We start from the raw sequence: 18946 nt of genomic DNA on the forward strand, positions 1-18946 counted from the left end.
TGCCAGCATCGCCACCGAAGCGTCAATTCATTTCATTAGGATTCAACTTCAACAATAGCTCGAAGTGATCAGAAGCCAGCGCACAAAAAATCTCGGCGCACCGTTCAGCAACCTGGCACCGCTATTCAGTACTGTTCACTCACTGTTATTTCCTGGTCTCCAAAACTGCAGACCTTCCAAAGCTCGCTCAATATCTGTCAGGTCATCTTCGCCTCGAGTTTCATCGAAAACCCTGGACAAGGTAGATCGAACTCTGGCGAGCCGACTCGTCACTTCTCCGTCGTCAATGAATTTGGTTGTTTCCGCGTTGTATTCTGACTTCTTATCAGGAAGATCCGGCGCGTAATATGAGCCAATCTTATGCAGGGAAATTAGCATGTACTCGATCTCTCGAAGGACGCTTAATAAATCCCCCCCATCAATTCGCAATTCTTTATTTTTTTCCATCATTTAAGATCTCCTAAAGACTTTTAGATTGCATGCTGGAACACCACCTTTAATCGTTAGCTCCTGCCTGTGATACCTAGGATTCTCCACCCATTCAAGTCTTGACAGCGGCACGTCAAATTCAACATAGTCCCGCCCGCGACCTTGTCCGATCTGATACTTATCTTCGGCATCGCGTTGACTTAGTGGTTTTCCGCTAGCAGGCTCAACATAGACGCGATTGTTGTCACTGGCAATAACTTTGCCGCTGGCCTGGATTCCGGTTGACCCTTTTCGATTCGTGTAATGCCGCACTCGCGTCATCAGCGGGCAATGCGCGTTTTCCTGTGTTTGCGCCGCTTTCGCCTGCTCGGGTTTGTTCGGCGGAGTGCTCCCGCCATTAGTCCGTTGCCCTCCTTTTCGCGCTAATCCAAAGGGGTCGATCCAGTAAGTAGGACTTGGCGCGTACTCGTAGAAGTTTTCACCACCGAGGATTCGAATTGGATCCCTCGAGACGAATCGCCCTACCAGTGGGTCGTAGTATCGATACCTGTTGTAGTGCAGCCCCGTCTCTTCATCCCAATACTGCCCCTGAAACCGAATCGGATTCCTGAACCCCGCCCTTCTCCCCGCTTCGCCGATCGCCTCCCGCGCCTCTCCCCACGCCTTGTACTGCGCCGACCACGCAATGCTGCCCTCATGGTCTGTCAGTTCCTGCGGTGTGCCCAGGTGGTCGCACTGGTAGAACGCCATCTCCCTTCTGTCAAACGCCCGCGGCACCTGCCTCTGCTCGCCGTTCCACAGCGGATCCTGCTCGATGTCGTAGGCGCCTCCATTGGCCTCCATCAACGCCTTCGCATCCGTCATCTCGCTCAGCGCCATCGCGCTCGCCCGGCGCACCTGCACCAGCGGCACGAACGAGTTCGGCTCGTGGATGTAGTGCACGCTCCAGCCGTGCTCGCCGCCCTCCTCGATCGCCGAGCTGCTCTGCGTGCTCTCGAATGCGAGCACATCGCCGTCCCAGCCGAACAAAGTCGTGGTGTCGCCCGAACTCTTGGATAGACGCCGCCCCAGCGCGTCATAACTGAAGGTGGTGGTGATGCCGCTGTGGTCGGTCGCCGCGGTCATGCGGTTGAAGCCGTCCCATGCGAAAACGGTGCGCCAGCCGTTGCGTACGCGCTCGGTCATGTTGCCGCGTTCGTCGTAGCGGTAGCTGGTGCCGGCGTAGGTCTTCAGCAGGTTATCCAGCAGCTTGCCGGCCGGGTGCCTCAGCGGCTCGTTGGCCGGGGGCGGGTCGACGATGTTGCCTGCGGGGTCGAAGGCGAAGGTCTCGCGCCCGAGGCGGCTGTTGGCTTCGAGCAGGCGGCCCACGGGGTCGTAGCGGTAGTTCAGGTTGCCACGCCGGCTGTCGCCGATGGCCACCAATTGGCCAGCCTTGTCGTAGCTGTAGCGGCGCTGGATGCCAACTGCCTCGACAGCACTTGGCCTGGTGCGCGATATCTGCTGCTCGAGCAACCGTCCCGCCGGGTCGTACTGCTGCCGCTGGCTCAAGCCGTTGCCCTGCTCGCGTGCGATCTCCCGATGCAGGTCGTCCCGCTCGAAGCCCAGGATGTCCTGACCGTCGATCATCAGGCCGTGCACATGGCCGGAGCCATAGGTCAGCCATTGGGTGACGTGCCCGTCGGGCCGCACGGTGGCGACGCGATGGTTGAGTTCGTCGTAGCTGTGTTGCCAGACCGCCGTGCGCTTGCGCTTCAGGTAGTGGTGATGCTCGCGAGTCAGGTTGCCGGCCGGGTCGTAGAACCACTGCAGGCGCGCATCGCTGTTCGTCGCCTCGAGCAGGCGGCCGTTGCGGTCGTATGCGAAGCGTTCGGACTGCCCGCCGGCGCGGCGTTCGCTAAGGCGGCCGAGAGGATCGAATTCGAGTTCGGTGCTGTGGCCCGCCTCGATCACTTCGGCGAGAACGCCCGTGGTTTCTTCGTGGACGTACTGCGTGGTCTTGCGGTCGAAGCCGGTTTCTTCGAGCAGTCGGCCCACGGGGTCGTAGCGGAAGTCGTAGCGGCTGCCGTTCTCGTTGTGCAGTTCGGTCAGGCGGCCCAGCAGGTCCCAGTGGTACTTGAGCGAGCGGCCAGCGGCATCGGTGCGGCCGGCGATCAGGCCGGCGCGCGTGTAGCTGTAGCGCGTGGCGCGCCCCAGTGCGTCGGTGTGCACGAGCAGCCGGCCTTCGGCGTCGTGCTCGAAGTGCTCGCTCGTCCTGTCGGGCTGTTCGATCTCTTCCAACTGGCCGGCTGCATAGCGATAGCTGGTGGCGTTGCCGGCAGCATCGGTGGCCTTGACCAGGCGGCCGCGATCGTCGTAGTCCCAGCGGCTGGTCTTTGCGGAGCAGTCGGTGTAGCTCAGCAGCTGGCCCGATGGCGAGTAGACGAGCGCCTTGACGCCGCCCTTGGCATCGGTGATGCGCACGGGCCTGCCCGCCTTGTCGTACGCGTACTCGGTCTTGTGCCCCAGCGGATCGATCTCTTCCGCAAGATGGCCCTGCGCGTCGTAGTCGCGCTTCCACACGCCGCCTTCCGCATCGCGGATGCCAGTGAGCCGGTGCAGGCTGTCGTATTCGTAGTGCACCCGGCTGCCGTCGGCTCGGGTGTGCGTCTGCAGGTTGCCGTCGGCGTCGTAGGTGTAGTCGTCCGTCGTGCCGTCGGTGTGCACATGGCGCGTGATGTTCTTCGCCTCGTCCCGGAAGAACCACTCCTGCAGCCCGTCCGGATGGATGATGCGGTAGGTGTAGCCCTGGATGTCGTAGTAGTGCCAGGTCTCCCCGCCCAGCGCATCGGTCACGTAGGTCAGGCGGATGTTGCGGTCCCACTCCAGCTTCAGCGCGAAGCTGCCGTCGTCGGACCACTCGCGCACGGCCTTGGCGTCGGGGCCGGTGCCGTCGTACTCGAGGTTCATGCCCCGGCCTGTGCGGTCGGTGTAGCGGGTCACCAGGTGGTGGCTGTAGGTGTAGCTCCAGCTGGCGCCGTCTTCGTCCTGCGCGGCGACGAGGTCGCGCTCGCCGTCGTGCGCGTAGCCGGCGAGTTGGCGCACGACCTGGCCGTCCTTGAGCTCCCACAGTGACTGGATGAGCCCGGTCTGCGCATCGGGCTTGGTGCCCACATGCGCCATGACGACTTCTCCGTGCTTGCTGATGACGTCGCTGAGTACGCGCTCGCCCGTTGCCGCGATCACGTGGTCGTAGCGCAGGCCGATGGCCATGCCGTCCTTGGCCTGCTGCGTGACCAGCCGGAAATGGGGTTGTTTGCTGTCGACGTACTCGTAGATCTCGCGCCATTCGCTCTGTTCGCCTTCGGGCAGAGGCTTGCCGAAGTCAAGCACCAGCAGGCTCTCGCTCAGGCGAGAGACGCGGACTTCCTCGATCGCATCGAAATAGCTCTGGCCCACGGCCAGCACCGGGTAGGCGTGGCTGCGGCCGTCGGCGGCGTGGTGCACGAGGCTGGGCTGGCCCTGGCGGGCGCCTCGCGCGGGGGCGGTGATGTCCACACGCATGCTGTAGGGGGTGATCCAGCGCGCGCCCAGGCTGCCTCGGTCGAAGGCGTCGAGGTCACTGGCGTAGGTGCGCGCCCATTCGATCGGCAGCGGCGCTGCCAGAACGAAGTCGGTGTGGGTGAAGCTTTCGTTGCCCGTGGCAAGGCTGATGGAAGCCCCTTTGCGCGCCGGCGCAGGGCAGTTCTTGCACCCCGCCGTCCCTTGTGCATCGGCTTGCTTGTTGATGTGGCCGAGTTGCGTTCCGGGATTTTCCTTTTCCGCCTTGGCTCCTGTTTGCGGAGCGATGATCGCGGCACGCTGGCCCTTCTTCTTCAGCAGCGCATCCCGCAGCTTGTACAGCAGCCACATGATGCTGGCCTGCGCTTCCCTGTCCGCCAGCCTCGACAGCTGCCCGCGCAGCTGCTGCTTGAAGTCCAGCATCTGCGTGATCACGCTGTTGACCTGGCTGGCAACGCCATCGGGCAGCTGGCTCGCAGCCGCCTTCGCCACGTAGTTCGCCGACTGCTTCGAGTAGCGCACCGCCGCACCCCACATGCGGCTCCACGTGCTCTGCGTCTTCGGGTCGTGCACCTTGGTTTCGGGTGACGCAGGCGTGCCTACCGTGAACAGATCCTTCTGCCCCAGCACGCGACGCATCACGTCCACCAGGTTGTCGATGATCTTGTCTGCCAGGTCCGCGCAGCTCTTGAGGATGCCGTCGAGCTTGGCGATGGCTCCGTCGATGAACTTGTCCAGCTCACCCATGATGGTGGCATTCAGGTGCCCCACCAGCGTGGTCACGATCGCCTCCCCCAGGTTCGAGGCCGCCGTCTTCAGTTGCTGCCTCACCAGGTGCAGCGTCGGGCGCAGGCTCATGCGCGCCGCAGCCATGCTCGGCGGTACCGGGATCAGCCCGATCAGGTTGATGCCCAGGCTCACCCAGTTCAGGAACGCGTCGACGCCGTCCTTGGCCTTCTTCTCGACGATGTTGATGATGTCCAGGAACACATCCACCAGCGCCATGATGTTGCCCACGATCGGGATGCTGCCCAGCACCATCGTCAATCGTTCCAGCGTCACGTAGCCGCCACTGAACGAGCGCAGCCAGTCGTCCACCGCCTTGCTCGCGGCGGCGACGTCTTCCTTCACGATCGTGTTCAGCGGCGCCACCGCCGTCTGCGGCTCGCGCTCGGTCGGCGCTTTCTTCTCTTCCGTCCCTGCCATTTATTGTTTCCCTCAGTTGATGCTGGCGCCCTGGAACTCGAGCTGCTCGAAGGTGCTGCCGGTGAAGTCCACGCTGCGTCCCTGCAGCCCTTGCGCATGCACCACGGTGCCGCTGCAGTCCAGCACGCCGACGTCATTCCAGCTGCCGCCCGCGAAGCTGATGTCGTCCCACTGGCACTGCCGGAAGGTGCTGCTTCCGATGCTCGCGCCATCGAAGTTCGCGCCCGTGAAGCTGCAATTGATGAACGTGCAGCCGGTGATCGAGATGCTGCTGAAGTCGCACTGGGTGAAGCTGCAGCCCGTGAACTGGCAGCCGCTCCAGCCCGCCTGCTCGAAGCTGGTGGCGGTGAAGCTCGTGCCTGCGAAGGTCGTTGCGGCGAACTGGGCAAGGCCCAGGTCGAGCCCCGCGTAGGCGAAGCTGTCGGCCTGGCCGACGAGCCCGGCGGGAGCACCGCCAGCGCCTTTGCGCCACATGTCGTGGGCGAGGATGATGATCTGGGAAGACACTCGATGTCCCTCGGTTGGCTATCTCTTCAGCGAGACAGATGCTTCTGAAGGACTCGGCCGCTGAACTTGTCGATCAGCAGTTGCGGTTCCGCCAGGCCCGGCAGGGCACCGCGATGACCCTGCGGCTTGTTCGACGCTTCCCACGTAACCCGGTATCCGTCGGATGCATCGACCAGCACAAGCTTGTAGTTCTCGAGCCGCAGGCCAGAAGACCTTCCATCCTCCCAGGCCACTGCAATCGCCTGTGCTACCAGGCCATCGACTTCGATGATTTCGTTCATTCTTTTCTCCCTTTCAAAATTGAAAGCCGCAGACTCGGTCGGTCGCGGCGTCTTTTGAAACAGTCCCAGCGTCGGGACCACTACCTGCTTCCTCGCTCCCGAAGCATTTCGCCCGTGATCCTCGAGGCGATGTACATGATCGACCGCCCCAACCTGCTGGCGTTGCCAAGTCCCTTCTGCCCGGGCGGCAGCTTGGCAGAGAAGGCTATGCCGATGGTGTCGACACCGTCTTCGTCCTCGCCGTTCTCTTTCCGCCTTTCGGCAATGCGGACATCGAAGTTATTCAGGTCTTGCCCGGTCCTCTCGAACAGCCTGAAAGCGTTGCCCAATGCGATCACCACCGGGGTGTTGAGCAGCAGCCGATCCGGCGGCTCGATCTCGAAGAGCGGCGCGGCCGAACCATCGAGGCCGTCGCTCACGGACGCGAGCCCCGGGCCTTCGCGCGGGCCGCTTCGATCTCCTTGAGCAGATCTCCTGCCTCCGCATTGCCGCTCTTCGACGACTCCGCCGCCCAATGCGCGGCTTCGGCGAGGTCCTTGCCGCCCATGTAGAGGTCGTAGGCCAGGTTGTGCTGCGCGACGACGTGTCCGGCCTTGGCCGCGATCGTCAGCCAGCGGATGCGCTGAACGTCGTCGGAAGACGTGAAGGTGTAGTACAGCGAGAGACGGAACGCGGCCTCGGCGTCACCGGCCTCGGCCTTCGTGATCAGTTCGGCTCGTTGCGCATCTGTCAGCGCGTAGGACTGCGCACCCGAGATGGGCGAAGAAGAAGAGGCTGGTGCGGCGTCGGGCTTGTCCATGGCTTGGTTCTCCGTTGCGTAAGAGACTGGGAGGTTCAGAAGAAGAGGAAGAAGCACTGCCAGCTTCGTGCCGAACCTGAGATCGATGTTCTTCATGGCTTGGGGTTGAAGGTATGCCAGACCCCGGGATCGGCGGTGTCCATGCTTCCGTCGGCCTTCTGGCCAGCAGGCTTGTAGGCGCCGTGGGGCCAGATCCACAGGAGCTTGTCGGGCGCCACGACAGGCGCATTGAGCTCGTTGGCCAGTTTCTGCGCGTAGGGGTCCGTTCCCTTGCCGGTCTCGCATGACATAAGCTGAACCTGCTGGCCTTCCGTATACGACGGATGCGCCTTGATCCGCTGCGCCATTTGCGCAGGGGTGATGCCCTTGAGCGCGGTGTCGGTCATGATGCTCGGATTGCCGTGGGAGCCGACCGTGAAGGTGCCGGGCGGGCTCGGGATGTTGTCTGCCGACTGCCGGATCGCCTCGTTGTGCGGGAACAGGTTGATGTCGACCAGACCCAGCGGATCGATGCCGCGCACGGGGTTGCCGCCGACGTACGCATACAGGTTGAGGCCGCCTGCGAGCCCCAGCGGGTCGGGCGAGACATACCGGCCGCTCGCCGGATCGTAGTAGCGGTAGCGGTTGTAGTGCAGCCCCGTTTCGGCATCGAAGTACTGCCCCTGGAAGCGGATCGGATTCACGATGCCGGCACGTCGCCCCGCCTCGCTGATGACCTCGCGCGCTTCGCCCCAGGCCTTGTACTGAGCCGACCATCCGACCCGGCCTTCATGATCGGTCAGGTCCCGCGGCGTGCCGAGGTGGTCGCACTGATAGAAGGCGATCTCGTCCGCCTCGAAGCTGCGCTGCCCCGGCTGGAGTTCGCCGTTCCAAAGCGGATCCTGCTCGATGTCGTAGGCGCCACCGTTGGCGGCCATGAGTTCCCGCACGTCGGGCGTCCTGCCCGGCACGATCGCATGCGCCTGGCGCAGTTGAACCAGCGGAGCGAAGGAGCGCGGCTCGTGGACGTAGTGCACGCTCCAGCCGCGTCCGTCGTCTTCCTGCTCCGCGGCGAGGCTCTGCGTGCTCTCGAAGGCGAGCGTGTCGCCATCCCAACCGAACCGGGTGATGCTGTCTCGCGAGCGTTTCGAGATGCGGCGGCCCAGCGGGTCGTAGGCGAATGAGGTTTGCGTGCCGTCTGGGTCCGTGGCGGAACTCAGGCGCCCGAAACCGTCCCACGCGAAGGTGGTCGCCCGGCCGTTGCATACGCGCTCGACCATGTGGCCGTGCTCGTCGTATCGATAACGGACGCCGGCATAGGCCCGGAGCAAGTTGTCGAGCAAGGGAGCGATGGGAGCCCGGCTTGCGCCGGTGGTGCCAGCGGGCTCGGCAACGTTACCCGCCGGATCGAAGGCGAAGGTCTCGCGTCCGAACCGGCTGTTGGCCTCCACGAGGCGGCCGACGGGGTCGTAGCGGTAGTCGAGGTTGCCATGATGGCTGTCGCCGATGGCGACGAGCTGCCCCGCCCTGTCGTAGCCGTAGGTGCGCTGCAGCTGCAGCGCGCCGGGTGCGCTCGCCTGGCCCGGCACGACCTGCTGCTCCAGCCGCCTCCCTGCGCTGTCGTAACGCAGCTTCTGGGTCAGGCCGTTGCGCTGCTCGCGCAGCACTTCGCGATGGAGGTCGTCGCGCTCGAAGCCGAGGATGTCGTGTCCGTCGAGCAGCAGGCCGTGCACGTGGCCCGAACCGTAGGTGAGCCACTGGGTCGCATGGCCGTCGGGGCGGATCGTGGCGACGCGCTGGTTGAGTGCGTCGTAGCGGTGCTGCCATATCGCGGTGCGCCCGGCCTGCAGGTCGTGCTGATGCTCGCGCGTCAGGTTGCCGGCCGGGTCGAAGAACCACTGCAGGCGCGCGTCGCTGTTCGTCGCCTCCACCATGCGCCCGTTGCGGTCGAAGGCGAAGCGCTCGACCTGGCCGCCAGCGGACCGCTCGGTCATCCTGCCCATGGCATCGGCCTGCAACTGCACCACTCGCCCGCCCGCGTCGACCTCGGCAAGCCGGCCGGTGCTTTCCTCGTAGCGGTACCGCGTGGTCCGGCGGGCGAAGTCGGTCTTCTCCAGCAGCCGGCCCACGGGGTCGTAGCGCAGGCTGTGGCGGCTGCCGTTCTCGTTGCGCAATTCGACAAGACGACCCAGCAGATCCCACTGGTACCTGAGCGAATGCCCGTCGGCATCGGTGCGGCCGGCGATGAGCCCTGCGCGGTTGTAGCTGTAGTGCGTGCGGCGCCCGAGCCCGTCGACATGCGCGAGCATGCGTCCCTCGGGGTCGTGCAGTGTCTGCTCGCGCGTGCCGTCGGGCAGCACGAGCTCGTGGAGCAAGCCCGGCACGCTGCCTTGGGCACGCAGTACCGCGTCTTCCTGCGGAAGGCTGTAGAGATGGCGCGTGACGTTGCCCGCCGGATCGACGGCCGTGGCGAGTCGGCCGCGATCGTCGTAGGTCCAGCGGCTGGTCTTGCCCGAGCAATCGGTGAGGCTCGCGAGCCGACCGCGAGGCGTGTAGCTCATCAGCTTCGTGCCGCCCTTCGCATCGGTGATGCGCACGGGCCTGCCGGCCTTGTCGTACGTGTACTCGGTCTTGTGGCCCAGCGGATCGATCTCTTCCGTGAGATGGCCCTGCGCGTCGTAGTCGCGCTTCCACACGCCGCCTTCCGCATCGCGGATGCCAGTGAGCCGGTGCAGGCTGTCGTATTCGTAGTGCACCCGGCTGCCGTCGGCTCGGGTGTGCGTCTGCAGGTTGCCGTCGGGGTCGTAGGTGTAGTCGTCCGTCGTGCCGTCGGTGTGCACGTGGCGCGTGATGTTCTTCGCGTCATCACGGAAGAACCACTCCTGCAGCCCGTCCGGATGGATGATGCGGTAGGTGTAGCCCTGGATGTCGTAGTAGTGCCACGTCTCCCCACCCAGCGCATCGGTCACGTAGGTCAGGCGGATGTTGCGGTCCCACTCCAGCTTCAGCGCGAAGCTGCCGTCGTCGGACCACTCGCGCACGGCCTTGGCGTCAGGGCCTGTGCCGTCGTACTCGAGGTTCATGCCCCGGCCGGTGCGGTCGGTGTACCGGGTCACGAGATGGTGGCTGTAGGTGTAGCTCCAGCTGGCGCCGTCTTCGTCCTGTGCGGCGACGAGGTCCCGCTCGGCGTCGTGCGTGTAGGCGGCCAGCTGGCGCACGACCTGGCCGTCCTTGAGCTCCCACAGCGACTGGATGAGCCCGGTCTGCGCATCAGGCTTCGTGCCTACATGCGCCATGACGGCTTCTCCGTGCTTGCTGATGACGTCGCTGAGTACGCGCTCGCCCGTTGCCGCGATCACGTGGTCGTAGCGCAGGCCGATGGCCATGCCGTCCTTGGCCTGCTGCGTGACCAGCCGGAAATGGGGTTGTTTGCTGTCGACGTACTCGTAGATCTCGCGCCACTCGCTCTGCTCGCCTTCGGGCAGAAGCTTGCCGAAGTCAAGCACCAGCAGGCCCTCGCTCAGGCGCGAGACGCGGACTTCCTCGATCGCGTCGAAATAGCTCTGGCCCACGGCCAGCAACGGGTAGGCGTGGCTGCGGCCGTCGGCGGCGTGGTAGACGAGGCTGGGCTGGCCCTGGCGCGCGCCTCGCATGGGCGTGGCGAGGTCCACGCGCATGCTGTAGGGGGTGATCCAGCGTGCGCCCAGGCTGCCGCGGTCGAAGGCGTCGAGGTCACTGGCGTAGGTACGCGCCCATTCGATCGGCAGCGGCGCTGCGAGAACGAAATCGGTGTGGGTGAAGCTCTCATCCCCGAGAGCGAGACTGATGGAGCCGCCCTTGCGCACCGGCGCCGGACCGTTCTTGATGCTGCACCCTCGCCCGTTCGCGGGCGCCTGCTTGCTGATGTGCCCCAACTGGTCACCGGGCTTGTCCTTCTGGGCAACCGCCCCCGCCTGCGGCGGCACGATCGCGGCCCTCCTGCCCTTCTTCTTCAGCAGCGCATCCCGCAGCTTGTGCAGCAGCCACATGATGCTGGCCTGCGCCTCCTTGTCCGCCAGCCTCGACAGCTGCCCTCTCAGCAGCCGCTTGAAGTCCAGCATTTGCGCGATCACCCCGTTGATCCGCCCCGCGATGCCATCCGGCAGATGGCTCGCAGCCGCCTTCGCCACGTAGTTCGCCGACTGCTTCGAGTAGCGCACCGCCGCACCCCACATCCGGCTCCACGTGCTCTGCGTCTTCGGGTCATGCACCTTGGTCTCTGCCGCCGCAGGGGCGCCCACCGTGAACAGGTCCTTCTGACCCAGCACCCGACGCAGGATGTCCACCAGGTTGTCGATGATCTTGTCCGCAAGATCCGCGCAGCTCTTCAGGATGCCATCGAGCTTGGCGATGGCTCCGTCGATGAACGTGTCCAGCTCGCCCATGATGGTGGCGTTCAGGTGACCCACCAGCGTGGTGACGATGGCTTCCCCCAGATTCGAGGCTGCCGACTTCAGCTCCTGCTTCACCAGATGCAGCGTCGGGCGCAGGCTCATGCGCGCCGCTGCCATGCTCGGCGGTATCGGGATCAGCCCGATCAGGTTGATGCCCAGGCTCACCCAGTTCAGGAACGCATCGACGCCGTCCTTGGCCTTCTTCTCGACGATGTTGATGATGTCCAGGAACACATCCACCAGCGCCATGATGTTGCCCACGATCGGGATGCTGCCCAGCACCATCGTCAATCGCTCCAGCGTCACGTAGCCGCCGCTGAACGAGCGCAGCCAGTCGTCCACCGCCTTGCTGGCGGCGGCGACGTCTTCCTTCACGATCGTGTTCAGCGGTGCCACCGCCGTCTGCGGCTCGCGCTCGGTTGCCTGCGGCTTCGACGCCGCCTCCTGTTCTGCCATTTTTTCTTTTTCTCTCGAACTCTCGTTTCAGGTTGGGTGGCCCGCTGGAGGGCCATTCGGGGCGACCAGGCAGGGTCAGCCTGCGAAGCCAGGCGTCCGGCCTGTGGCGACTGAATTTGCAACTGCGGTGGCGATGCCTGGCTGCTTCATACCGCCAGAAGCGATGCCGCTCATCACGCCGGTGATCGGCACGCCCATCGGGCCGAGCTTGGCACCGGCCGCCTGGATCGCCATGCCGGTCGCCGCCTGGCTCGCCTGGCCGAGCAGCGCCTTGGCGCCGCCCTGCTGGATCGCCTGCGCCGCGCCCACGGCCTGCTGCGCGACGCCGGCCGCTTGCGTGACCTGGTTCAGCGCGCTCGCCGCCTTGCTGCCCATGCCGGCCACGCCTGCGAGGGCTCCTGCGGCGCCGCCCGCAGAGCCGGCCAGTCCGGCAGCGTTGCCCACGAGGCCGGAGATGCCGGAGATGCCCGACACGCCCCCGCCCGCTCCGCCCGCGGCCGCGCCGGTCGCGCCGGTCGCCTTCCAGTCCTCCGGCGTACCGTAATAGCTGCCTTCTTCCCAAGGGTCTCGCGGGTCCTTGCCGAACGTGACCTTGGCGGTGCCGATGGGCAGGCCCGACACCGTCGCGAAGCCGTTGCGGTCGAAGGTGCCGGCGTGCGTGCCGCCTTCCGAATCCACCACGGTGAAATCGCCCTGCGCCACGCCCTGGCGCTTTTCGCCGGTCGGCTTGATGTACTGGTGATAGAGGTCGAGCTGGCCCTTGGGCACCGGCGGCGGGTTGGGCAGCGCGGGCTTGCCGTCGTTGGCCGGCCCCACGAGGCTGTGGACGGCGGCATGCTCGCGCCATGTGCCGGCCGTGCCGTGCTCGATGCCGCCCGAACTCCAGCGGCTGTAGCTCGAGCCGCCGTTGATGACCACTTCTTCCTTCGCCTGGATGGTGATCTTGTTGGCGGTCTGCGTGATGTTGAGCTTGGCCAGCACGTTGACGCTGTCCTTCAGCGCCTTGATGTCGATGTCCGCGCCCGCAGCCACGAGCCGCATGCCGGCCTTGGCGGCGAACATGCGGATCGCGCTCTGCACGCTGACCAGCATGCTCTTGCCCGCGCTCACGCTCGTATGGCCGCCGCTGGTGAGCGCGGTGTGCTCGTTGCTCACGACGTGCGTCGAGCCCTGCGCCACGGTCTGCAGGCCCTTGGCGCTGGCCAGCGTCAGGTGCGACTCCTGGAACTCGGGGAAATCGCCCTGCTCGCGATTGCCGCCCTGGCCCTTGATGGCGTCGTTCTGTTCCTTGATGCTCGTGGTGACTTCGTCCTGGTCGCCGGCTTCATGGGCCTGCGCGCCCTGGGCGAGGCCGCTGAGGCCTTCGTGCAGATCGCGCGCCTGCGTGAGGCGGCCCACCGTCTCGCCCATGTCGGTGGCATGCGCCTGTGCATTCGGCCGGGCCTCGGTGGTCACGAGCAGGCCCTTGCCCGAACGCAACACGCCATGCCCGTCGGTGCGCAGCTCGAAGCCCTGCCCGCGCGGCTCCTTGCGCCCTGCCGTGTCCTCGATGCGGCCGATGTGCCCCACGCTCAGCTGGCTGGACTGATGGTCGCTGCGCAGCTGCGCCTGGATCTTGCCCTGCGTGTCGTCCAGCACGAGGTGGTTGCCGCGTCCGCCTCCGAGCTCCCGGCTGCGGATGCCCGACAGGTGCTTCTGCCCCGGCAGCTCCCACGACGGCATGGTGTCGGCGTTGTGCACGCAGCCAGTGACGATGGGGTAGTCGGGGTCGCCGTTGAGGAAGTCGACGATCACCTCCATGCCGACACGCGGCACGCTGGTCATGCCGAAGGTGGCGCCGGCCCACGCGGTTGAAACGCGCACCCAGCAGCTGGAGTTCTCGTTGTCCTGTCCGAGGCGATCCCAGTGGAACTGCACCTTGATGCGCCCGTACTGGTCGGTCCAGACCTCCTCGCCCGCCGGGCCCACGACCATGGCGGTCTGCGGGCCCCGCGTACGCGGCTTGGGCGTGGTGCGCGGCGCCCGCCATGCATAGCTGGTGGGCTGGGCCTCGAAGGCGAAGCGCTGCACGGAGCCTTCGGTCCCTTCCACGCCTTCGCTGGCCTGCAGGTTCTCCTGCAGGTGGTAGCTCACGCCCACGAGCAGGTACTGCTGGTTCTGGTCGGCCTTGGGGTGGCCGGTCAGGCGCAGGGTATGGCCGGTGGCCAGCTCGCGCAGATTGGCACGGCCCGTGACGCGGCTGCGCTGGCTGAGCTGCTCCTCGTTGCGGATGCGCGCGTAGGTCTCGCCGTCGCCGTGCTGCACGAAACCGCCGGGCCATTCGTAGTTCTCGAAGGCGTCGTGGTCATGCCCCGGGGGCATCTGGCGCAGGTGCGAGAGCTCGGCCTTGGGCTTCTCGAAGTCGTAGTCGTCGTTGTAGTGATGGCCCGAGCGCACCTCCTCGGCGATCTCCCACGCGTAGACGCGCTCGCGCTGGCCCATGCCGGACTTCTCGAGTGGGTGGTAGCGCACCTCCTCGCCGCCGGGCAGCGGGCTGTGGGAATTGGCGATGTCGTCGGCGAAAACGAGCACGTGCTGGCTGGCCTCGTGCCGGAAGTGGTAGTAGATGCCTTCGAGTTCGCACAGGCGCGAGACGAAGTCGAAGTCGCTCTCGTGGTACTGCACGCAGTAATCCCAGCGCCGGTAGTCGCCGCGGCTGAGCTTCTGCTCGATGGGATGGCCATAACGCCCGAGCACTTCCATGACGATCTCGGGAACGCTCTTGCCCTGGAAGATGCGGAAGTCGCTGCGCCGCGTGGCCAGCCACAGCCAGGGGCGAAGGCGCAGGCGGTAGAAGGAGTGACGCGCATCCTCCTGCTGCAGTCCGAAGCGGGTGGCGATACCGCCCAGGTACCTCACCCCGCCTTCGGTCTCCACCGACACGTTGCAGGCCTTGCCCAGCAGGCTCTTGGGGTCGATGGCGTTGCTGTTGCCCAGCAGTTCGACGTCGAAGGCGTACAGCTGGCTCAGCGCTTCGCGGCCTACCAGCTGGCGGAATTGCAGTGCCTCGCCCGCGGGCGTCTCGATATTGACGCGCCGGGTCATTGAGCCTCGGTTTGCAGATAAGACAAACCGCCTAATTGAAACTCAATTGATAAGAATATTGTTTGCAAATTGAGCGGCATGCTCACCTCCCTGATGCATATTTTCACAATTATTCTAAGTGTTGATTTATCGCAAGAACCAATGCGAAAAATAGACGGTTCTTCGAATCAGCATAAAGTTCGCGATCCCTGGCTGCCGGTGTCCGCAGTCACGCTGGTGAGATTCGAATGAATTACGGCGCCCTCCGAACCAGCCACCGGCCAATTGAGGCCGCGCCCCGCCTGCAAGCACATTCCGGGCAAGGAATCTGATTTGTGATTGGCGGTCTGGTCGAAATACTCGAAACCAGTCCGAAATTGCGCTATTCCTCGTGCTCGCCATTGGCTATGCAGTGGGCCAGATCCGCTTCGGCCCCATTCAGCTCGGCGGCATCTGCGGCACATTGATTGCCGCCCTCGTCGCCGGCGCCGCAAGGAGGCGCTGTACCGCGAGCTCGGCCGCCGCCGGAAGTGGACCCCGATTCGGTCAGCCGCATCGCCGAGGAAAAACCGGCATCGTGCTGCTGCCGGGCGGGTGTCGCTGGCGAATCTCGACGAATACGACTACGCGAACACCGGGCGATCGCTGCGGAAGCGGGCTTCGGAGTACTTTGCGATGTTCGAGAAGGAGAACGGCAAGGGTGCCGTGAAGGCAGACCGGCAGGAAGAAATAGGAGAAAGCGGCCTCCCCGCATCACTCACTGATCGCGGGAAGGCCGGAGCCTCTGCTCAGGCCGGCTTGCGTGCCGTGAGCCACTGGGCAGGGGTCAGTGCTGCTGCCACGACGCGGACTTCGCCGATGTTGCCGAAGAAGCCATCGGCGCGCGCGCCGTCCCACGAGCCGCCGCCCACGACCCATGGCGAGGTGGCCGAAAGCGTGGCAAGGCCCGGAATGGCGGACGCATTGCGCAGCACCGGGGCTCCTTCCACGTACATGGTGGTGTCGTGCGACACGGGATCGTTCACGATCGCGATGTGCACCCAGCGGTCGGCGATGACCTCGCCCGACCAGTTGGCCTTGGGCGACCGGGTACCGGCAGGGCTCGGAGTTACTTCCCATTGCACTTCGCGCAAGCTCGATATGGCGAACAGCATCGGAGGCGATTCGGGGTCTCCGCCCGAATAGCCGGCCAGGTCGCCGCGCTTGCCGTCGCGCGTCATGATGTTCATCCACGCCTGATTGGCGCTGGTCCAGCTCTTGTCGATCTTGATGAATGCTTCGATGGTGTAGCCGTTCTCCAGCGTCTGCGCGTTGATCGGCGCCGCAGCATCGGTAAGGAAATAGCTCAGGCGCGGCGTGTTCTTGTTGGTATTCAGGAAACGTACCGACCCCGGCGCGGCCGAGAGGTAGTGACGGTCGTCCGTCCACACGATGTCGCCATCTGTCGCACCGACGACGCCCCCCTGATTCAGCGCATCGCGGTGCAGCGGATTGCTGCCCGCGACGTCGGCGATGACCGTGCCCGGCAGCACTGGCTGGTTGGCCGTGCCGCCGAAGAAGCGCCAGTGCGCCAGCGTGTTCGCGACCTTGGGGTAGTCGTCCGAATTCGTGGCCGGCCGCTGCACGAGCGTCGCCGGTTCCTTGTAGTTCGCAAGGATCATCGCGCGGGCCTTGTCCACCAGCGAGCCTTCGATGGTGGCGCTGCCGGCACCGAAGCTCTTGTTGAAGCCTGAGAAGCGCTGGGCGAAATCCATGTCGATGGTGAAGGCCTCGTTGGCAGTGGTGAGCACCGCCTGGTCGAAGCTGTTGAGCGTGGCCGCCGGCTTCTGCGGAACCCACGGCGAGAACGACAGCACCTTGATCTTCTTGTTGGTCAGGTCGAACTCGTACAGGCGCATGAGGCCGTTGCCGCCCTGGTAGGCCATCTGGTAGTCGACCACCATCTCCTCGACCTTGCGGCCGAAGTCGTTGATCTTCGTGAGGTGCGCGGCGCCATGGTGGTGGCCGTTGAGCGTCATGAAGATCTGGTCGTTGTCGCGGATCAGCTTCTCCCACAGCATCTTGCCGTAGTCGGTTTCGAGCGGGCTCGTGCCATCGGGCGCGATGTTGAGCAACTGGTGGTTCACCAGGATCACCGGCAGCGTCGGGTTCTTCCTGATCACCTGGCGGGCCCATGCAATGCCGGCATCGGAAATGCGCCACGACAGCGACAGCACCATGAACTTCTGGCCCTGGGCTTCGAACACGTGGTACTCGTGGAAGCCGCTGGTGTCGCGCTCGCCGAAGGTGGCCTGCTTCTTCGCGCGCTCGGTGCCGAACCACTGGATGTAGGGTTCGTTGGCAGGGGTACGGTCCTTGTCGGTGCCGCCGACTGAATCGACGCTGTAGTCGACGTCCCTCAGCACGTCGTGGTTGCCGGCCAGCACGCTGTAGGGCAGCTTCGCATCTTCAAGGATCTTCATGGCGGCATCGGCCACCTTCCACTGGTCGGGCTTGCCGACCTGGTCGACCACGTCGCCGAGGTGGATGGTGAAAGGTATGTTCAGTCCCTTGGCGTTGTCGGCGATCCACTTCGTCTGCGCTGCGAAAGGAGCGCTGCCGAAGCGCTTGTTGTACTGGTCGCTTTCGGCCGCCGTGGCATAGCGCGCATAGAACTGCGTGTCGGGCATCACAGCGATCGAGAAGCTCGAGATCTTGGCGGCTGCCGCGGGCGGAGCGGGCGTTGCCGCCGGCGCGGGCGCCGGTGCAGGCGTCGAAGCCGGGAATGGACCGAGAGCCGGCCCGTCGCCTCCACCGCCGCCGCATGCCGCGAGCAAGGCGCCGCTGCTGCCGACCGTCAGAAGCGAAGCCCCGAGCTTCAGCACCTGGCGGCGCGGCGGCGTGTTGTTGTCGTTGTTCTGTTCGGAGGCGTTCGATGCGGCAGGAGCAAGGAGACGCGGCGTGCGTGCGCCGCGCGAGTCGTCTGAAACGGACATGAGAAATCAGGAGAAAAGATTACGGAGCGCGCAGCGTAAAAATCCGCGGTGACGTGGGCATGTAAGGCCCATGACACTTTGTCGGGAGATCAGGAGGTCCTGACCGCGCGCTCCATCCGATCCAACTTCATCACCCGCCACGCACACACACTGCCAAGCACCGCCAGCAAGGCCGCAGCTGTAAACATCGCGCGATATCCAAACGCCTGCGCGACAGCACCCCCGAGCAGAACACCCAGCACGCCACCGAAGCCATAGCCGATAACCGTGAACAGCGCCTGCCCTCGCCCGCGCAGATGGCCGGGGAATCGGCGCGAGACCACCGCGATGCAGGTCGTGTGGTGCGCCGCGAAGCTCAGCGCGTGAAGCCACTGCGCCACGACGAGCGCCGCGATCCAACCGCCCAGGCCCGCAGTCAACCCGAGCCGCGCGACGGCCGCGATGCCGCACACCAGCATCCAGCGCGGCATCGGCATCAGGCCGATGAGCCTGCCCTGCAGGAAGAACCACACGATCTCCGCCACCACCGACAGCGCCCACAGCAGGCCGATGGTGCTCTTTCCGTAGCCGATCGAATCGAGGTACAGCGAGAAGAACGCGTACACCGAGAAGTGCGACATCACCTGGAAGAAGAGCGACGCGAAGAACCACTGCACCGAGCGGTTGCGCAGCACAGGTCCGATGGGCTCCTTCACCGTGCCGTGCGCGGCCGGAGGCTCGCGCACGTCGGGCAGCTTCATCGTCGCGATCAGCACGATGGCCAAGGTGCCCGCCGCCCATGCCGGAAAGTGCTTCATGCCGAAGCGGTCGAACCACTCCCCCGCCACGAACACCGTGAGCAGGAAACCGGCCGAGCCGCACAGCCGGATGCGGCCGTAGCGCCCCCAGTCACCGGCCACCAGTTGCGCCATCGCGGCCTCGGTGAGCGACATCATCGAACTGGTGTGGGTGAACATCACGAGCAGCACCAGCGCGAGCCACCATGCGCCGCCGTGCCACCAGAGACCGAAGGAGCTGGCCAGCGCCACCGCCGCACTGAAGCGCAGCAGCTTCACCCGCTGCCCGGTGTGGTCGCTGAGCGCGCCCCATGCATAGGGCGCGAACACGCGCGTGATCGACTGTACCGAAGCCAGCAGGCTGATGGTGAAGATCGGCAGCCCCAGGTCCTTAAGCCAGAGCGGCAGGTAGGGATTGAAGAAACCGATGTGCGCGAAATAGCTGGCCGACAGACCAGCGAATGCCAGCAGGTGGCCGCGCCTGGCGGCGGCCACTGGTGGCGGT

The 18946-nt window shown here is 65.1% G+C and carries 10 protein-coding genes and 1 pseudogene; 1 reads left to right on the forward strand and 10 read right to left on the reverse strand.

What is annotated here, in order from left to right:
- Positions 1–135: 135 nt before the first annotated feature.
- The 8 genes from ABL838_RS19255 to ABL838_RS19290 form a co-directional block, all read right to left on the reverse strand.
- On the reverse strand, positions 136–450 hold the full coding sequence (locus ABL838_RS19255) for a hypothetical protein (RefSeq protein WP_418121513.1): 315 nt from the start codon (positions 448–450) through the stop codon (positions 136–138).
- Positions 451–5172 (reverse strand): RHS repeat-associated core domain-containing protein, encoded by a 4722-nt coding sequence (locus ABL838_RS19260; protein WP_418121514.1) that lies wholly within the window; start codon positions 5170–5172, stop codon positions 451–453.
- 12 nt (positions 5173–5184) lie between these two features.
- On the reverse strand, positions 5185–5679 hold the full coding sequence (locus ABL838_RS19265; RefSeq protein ID WP_418121515.1) for a pentapeptide repeat-containing protein: 495 nt from the start codon (positions 5677–5679) through the stop codon (positions 5185–5187).
- Between the two features lie 26 nt (positions 5680–5705).
- Positions 5706–5960: a hypothetical protein gene (locus ABL838_RS19270; protein WP_369661713.1), complete on the reverse strand. Its 255-nt coding sequence runs from the start codon at positions 5958–5960 to the stop codon at positions 5706–5708.
- Between the two features lie 80 nt (positions 5961–6040).
- Positions 6041–6379, reverse strand: coding sequence for a hypothetical protein (locus tag ABL838_RS19275; RefSeq protein WP_418116945.1), 339 nt, complete (start codon positions 6377–6379; stop codon positions 6041–6043).
- Complete coding sequence (locus ABL838_RS19280; protein WP_184636809.1) at positions 6376–6759, reverse strand: hypothetical protein; 384 nt, start codon at positions 6757–6759, stop codon at positions 6376–6378. The genes ABL838_RS19275 and ABL838_RS19280 overlap by 4 nt, the downstream gene beginning before the upstream one ends.
- A gap of 92 nt (positions 6760–6851) precedes the next feature.
- A complete protein-coding gene (locus ABL838_RS19285) occupies positions 6852–11627 on the reverse strand; it encodes an RHS repeat-associated core domain-containing protein (RefSeq protein ID WP_418121516.1) in 4776 nt (1591 codons plus the stop codon).
- A gap of 75 nt (positions 11628–11702) precedes the next feature.
- On the reverse strand, positions 11703–14711 hold the full coding sequence (locus ABL838_RS19290) for a type VI secretion system Vgr family protein (protein WP_418121517.1): 3009 nt from the start codon (positions 14709–14711) through the stop codon (positions 11703–11705).
- Positions 14712–15021: 310 nt separating this feature from the next.
- Here ABL838_RS19290 and ABL838_RS19295 point away from each other — a divergent pair.
- Positions 15022–15192, forward strand: a pseudogene (locus tag ABL838_RS19295) (hypothetical protein); the annotation flags it as partial.
- A 286-nt stretch (positions 15193–15478) separates the two neighbouring features.
- On the opposite strand, the gene ABL838_RS19300 reads toward ABL838_RS19295, so the two are convergent.
- Positions 15479–17665 carry a LamG-like jellyroll fold domain-containing protein gene (locus ABL838_RS19300; protein ID WP_418116951.1) on the reverse strand — a complete coding sequence of 729 codons (2187 nt, stop codon included), beginning with the start codon at positions 17663–17665 and terminating at the stop codon, positions 15479–15481.
- A gap of 89 nt (positions 17666–17754) precedes the next feature.
- A complete protein-coding gene (locus ABL838_RS19305; protein ID WP_418121518.1) occupies positions 17755–18936 on the reverse strand; it encodes an MFS transporter in 1182 nt (393 codons plus the stop codon).
- Positions 18937–18946: the final 10 nt, after the last annotated feature.

Source organism: Variovorax sp. 160MFSha2.1, assembly GCF_048305075.1.
In the GTDB taxonomy this organism is placed as follows: domain Bacteria; phylum Pseudomonadota; class Gammaproteobacteria; order Burkholderiales; family Burkholderiaceae_C; genus Variovorax; species Variovorax guangxiensis.

Coding starts and splice junctions, on each gene's coding strand:
- ABL838_RS19260 (WP_418121514.1), bottom strand. CDS start 5,172: ATGGCAGGGACGGAAGAGAAGAAAGCGCCGACCGAGCGCGAGCCGCAG.
- ABL838_RS19270 (WP_369661713.1), bottom strand. CDS start 5,960: ATGAACGAAATCATCGAAGTCGATGGCCTGGTAGCACAGGCGATTGCA.
- ABL838_RS19290 (WP_418121517.1), bottom strand. CDS start 14,711: ATGACCCGGCGCGTCAATATCGAGACGCCCGCGGGCGAGGCACTGCAA.
- ABL838_RS19285 (WP_418121516.1), bottom strand. CDS start 11,627: ATGGCAGAACAGGAGGCGGCGTCGAAGCCGCAGGCAACCGAGCGCGAG.
- ABL838_RS19255 (WP_418121513.1), bottom strand. CDS start 450: ATGATGGAAAAAAATAAAGAATTGCGAATTGATGGGGGGGATTTATTA.
- ABL838_RS19280 (WP_184636809.1), bottom strand. CDS start 6,759: ATGGACAAGCCCGACGCCGCACCAGCCTCTTCTTCTTCGCCCATCTCG.
- ABL838_RS19300 (WP_418116951.1), bottom strand. CDS start 17,665: ATGTCCGTTTCAGACGACTCGCGCGGCGCACGCACGCCGCGTCTCCTT.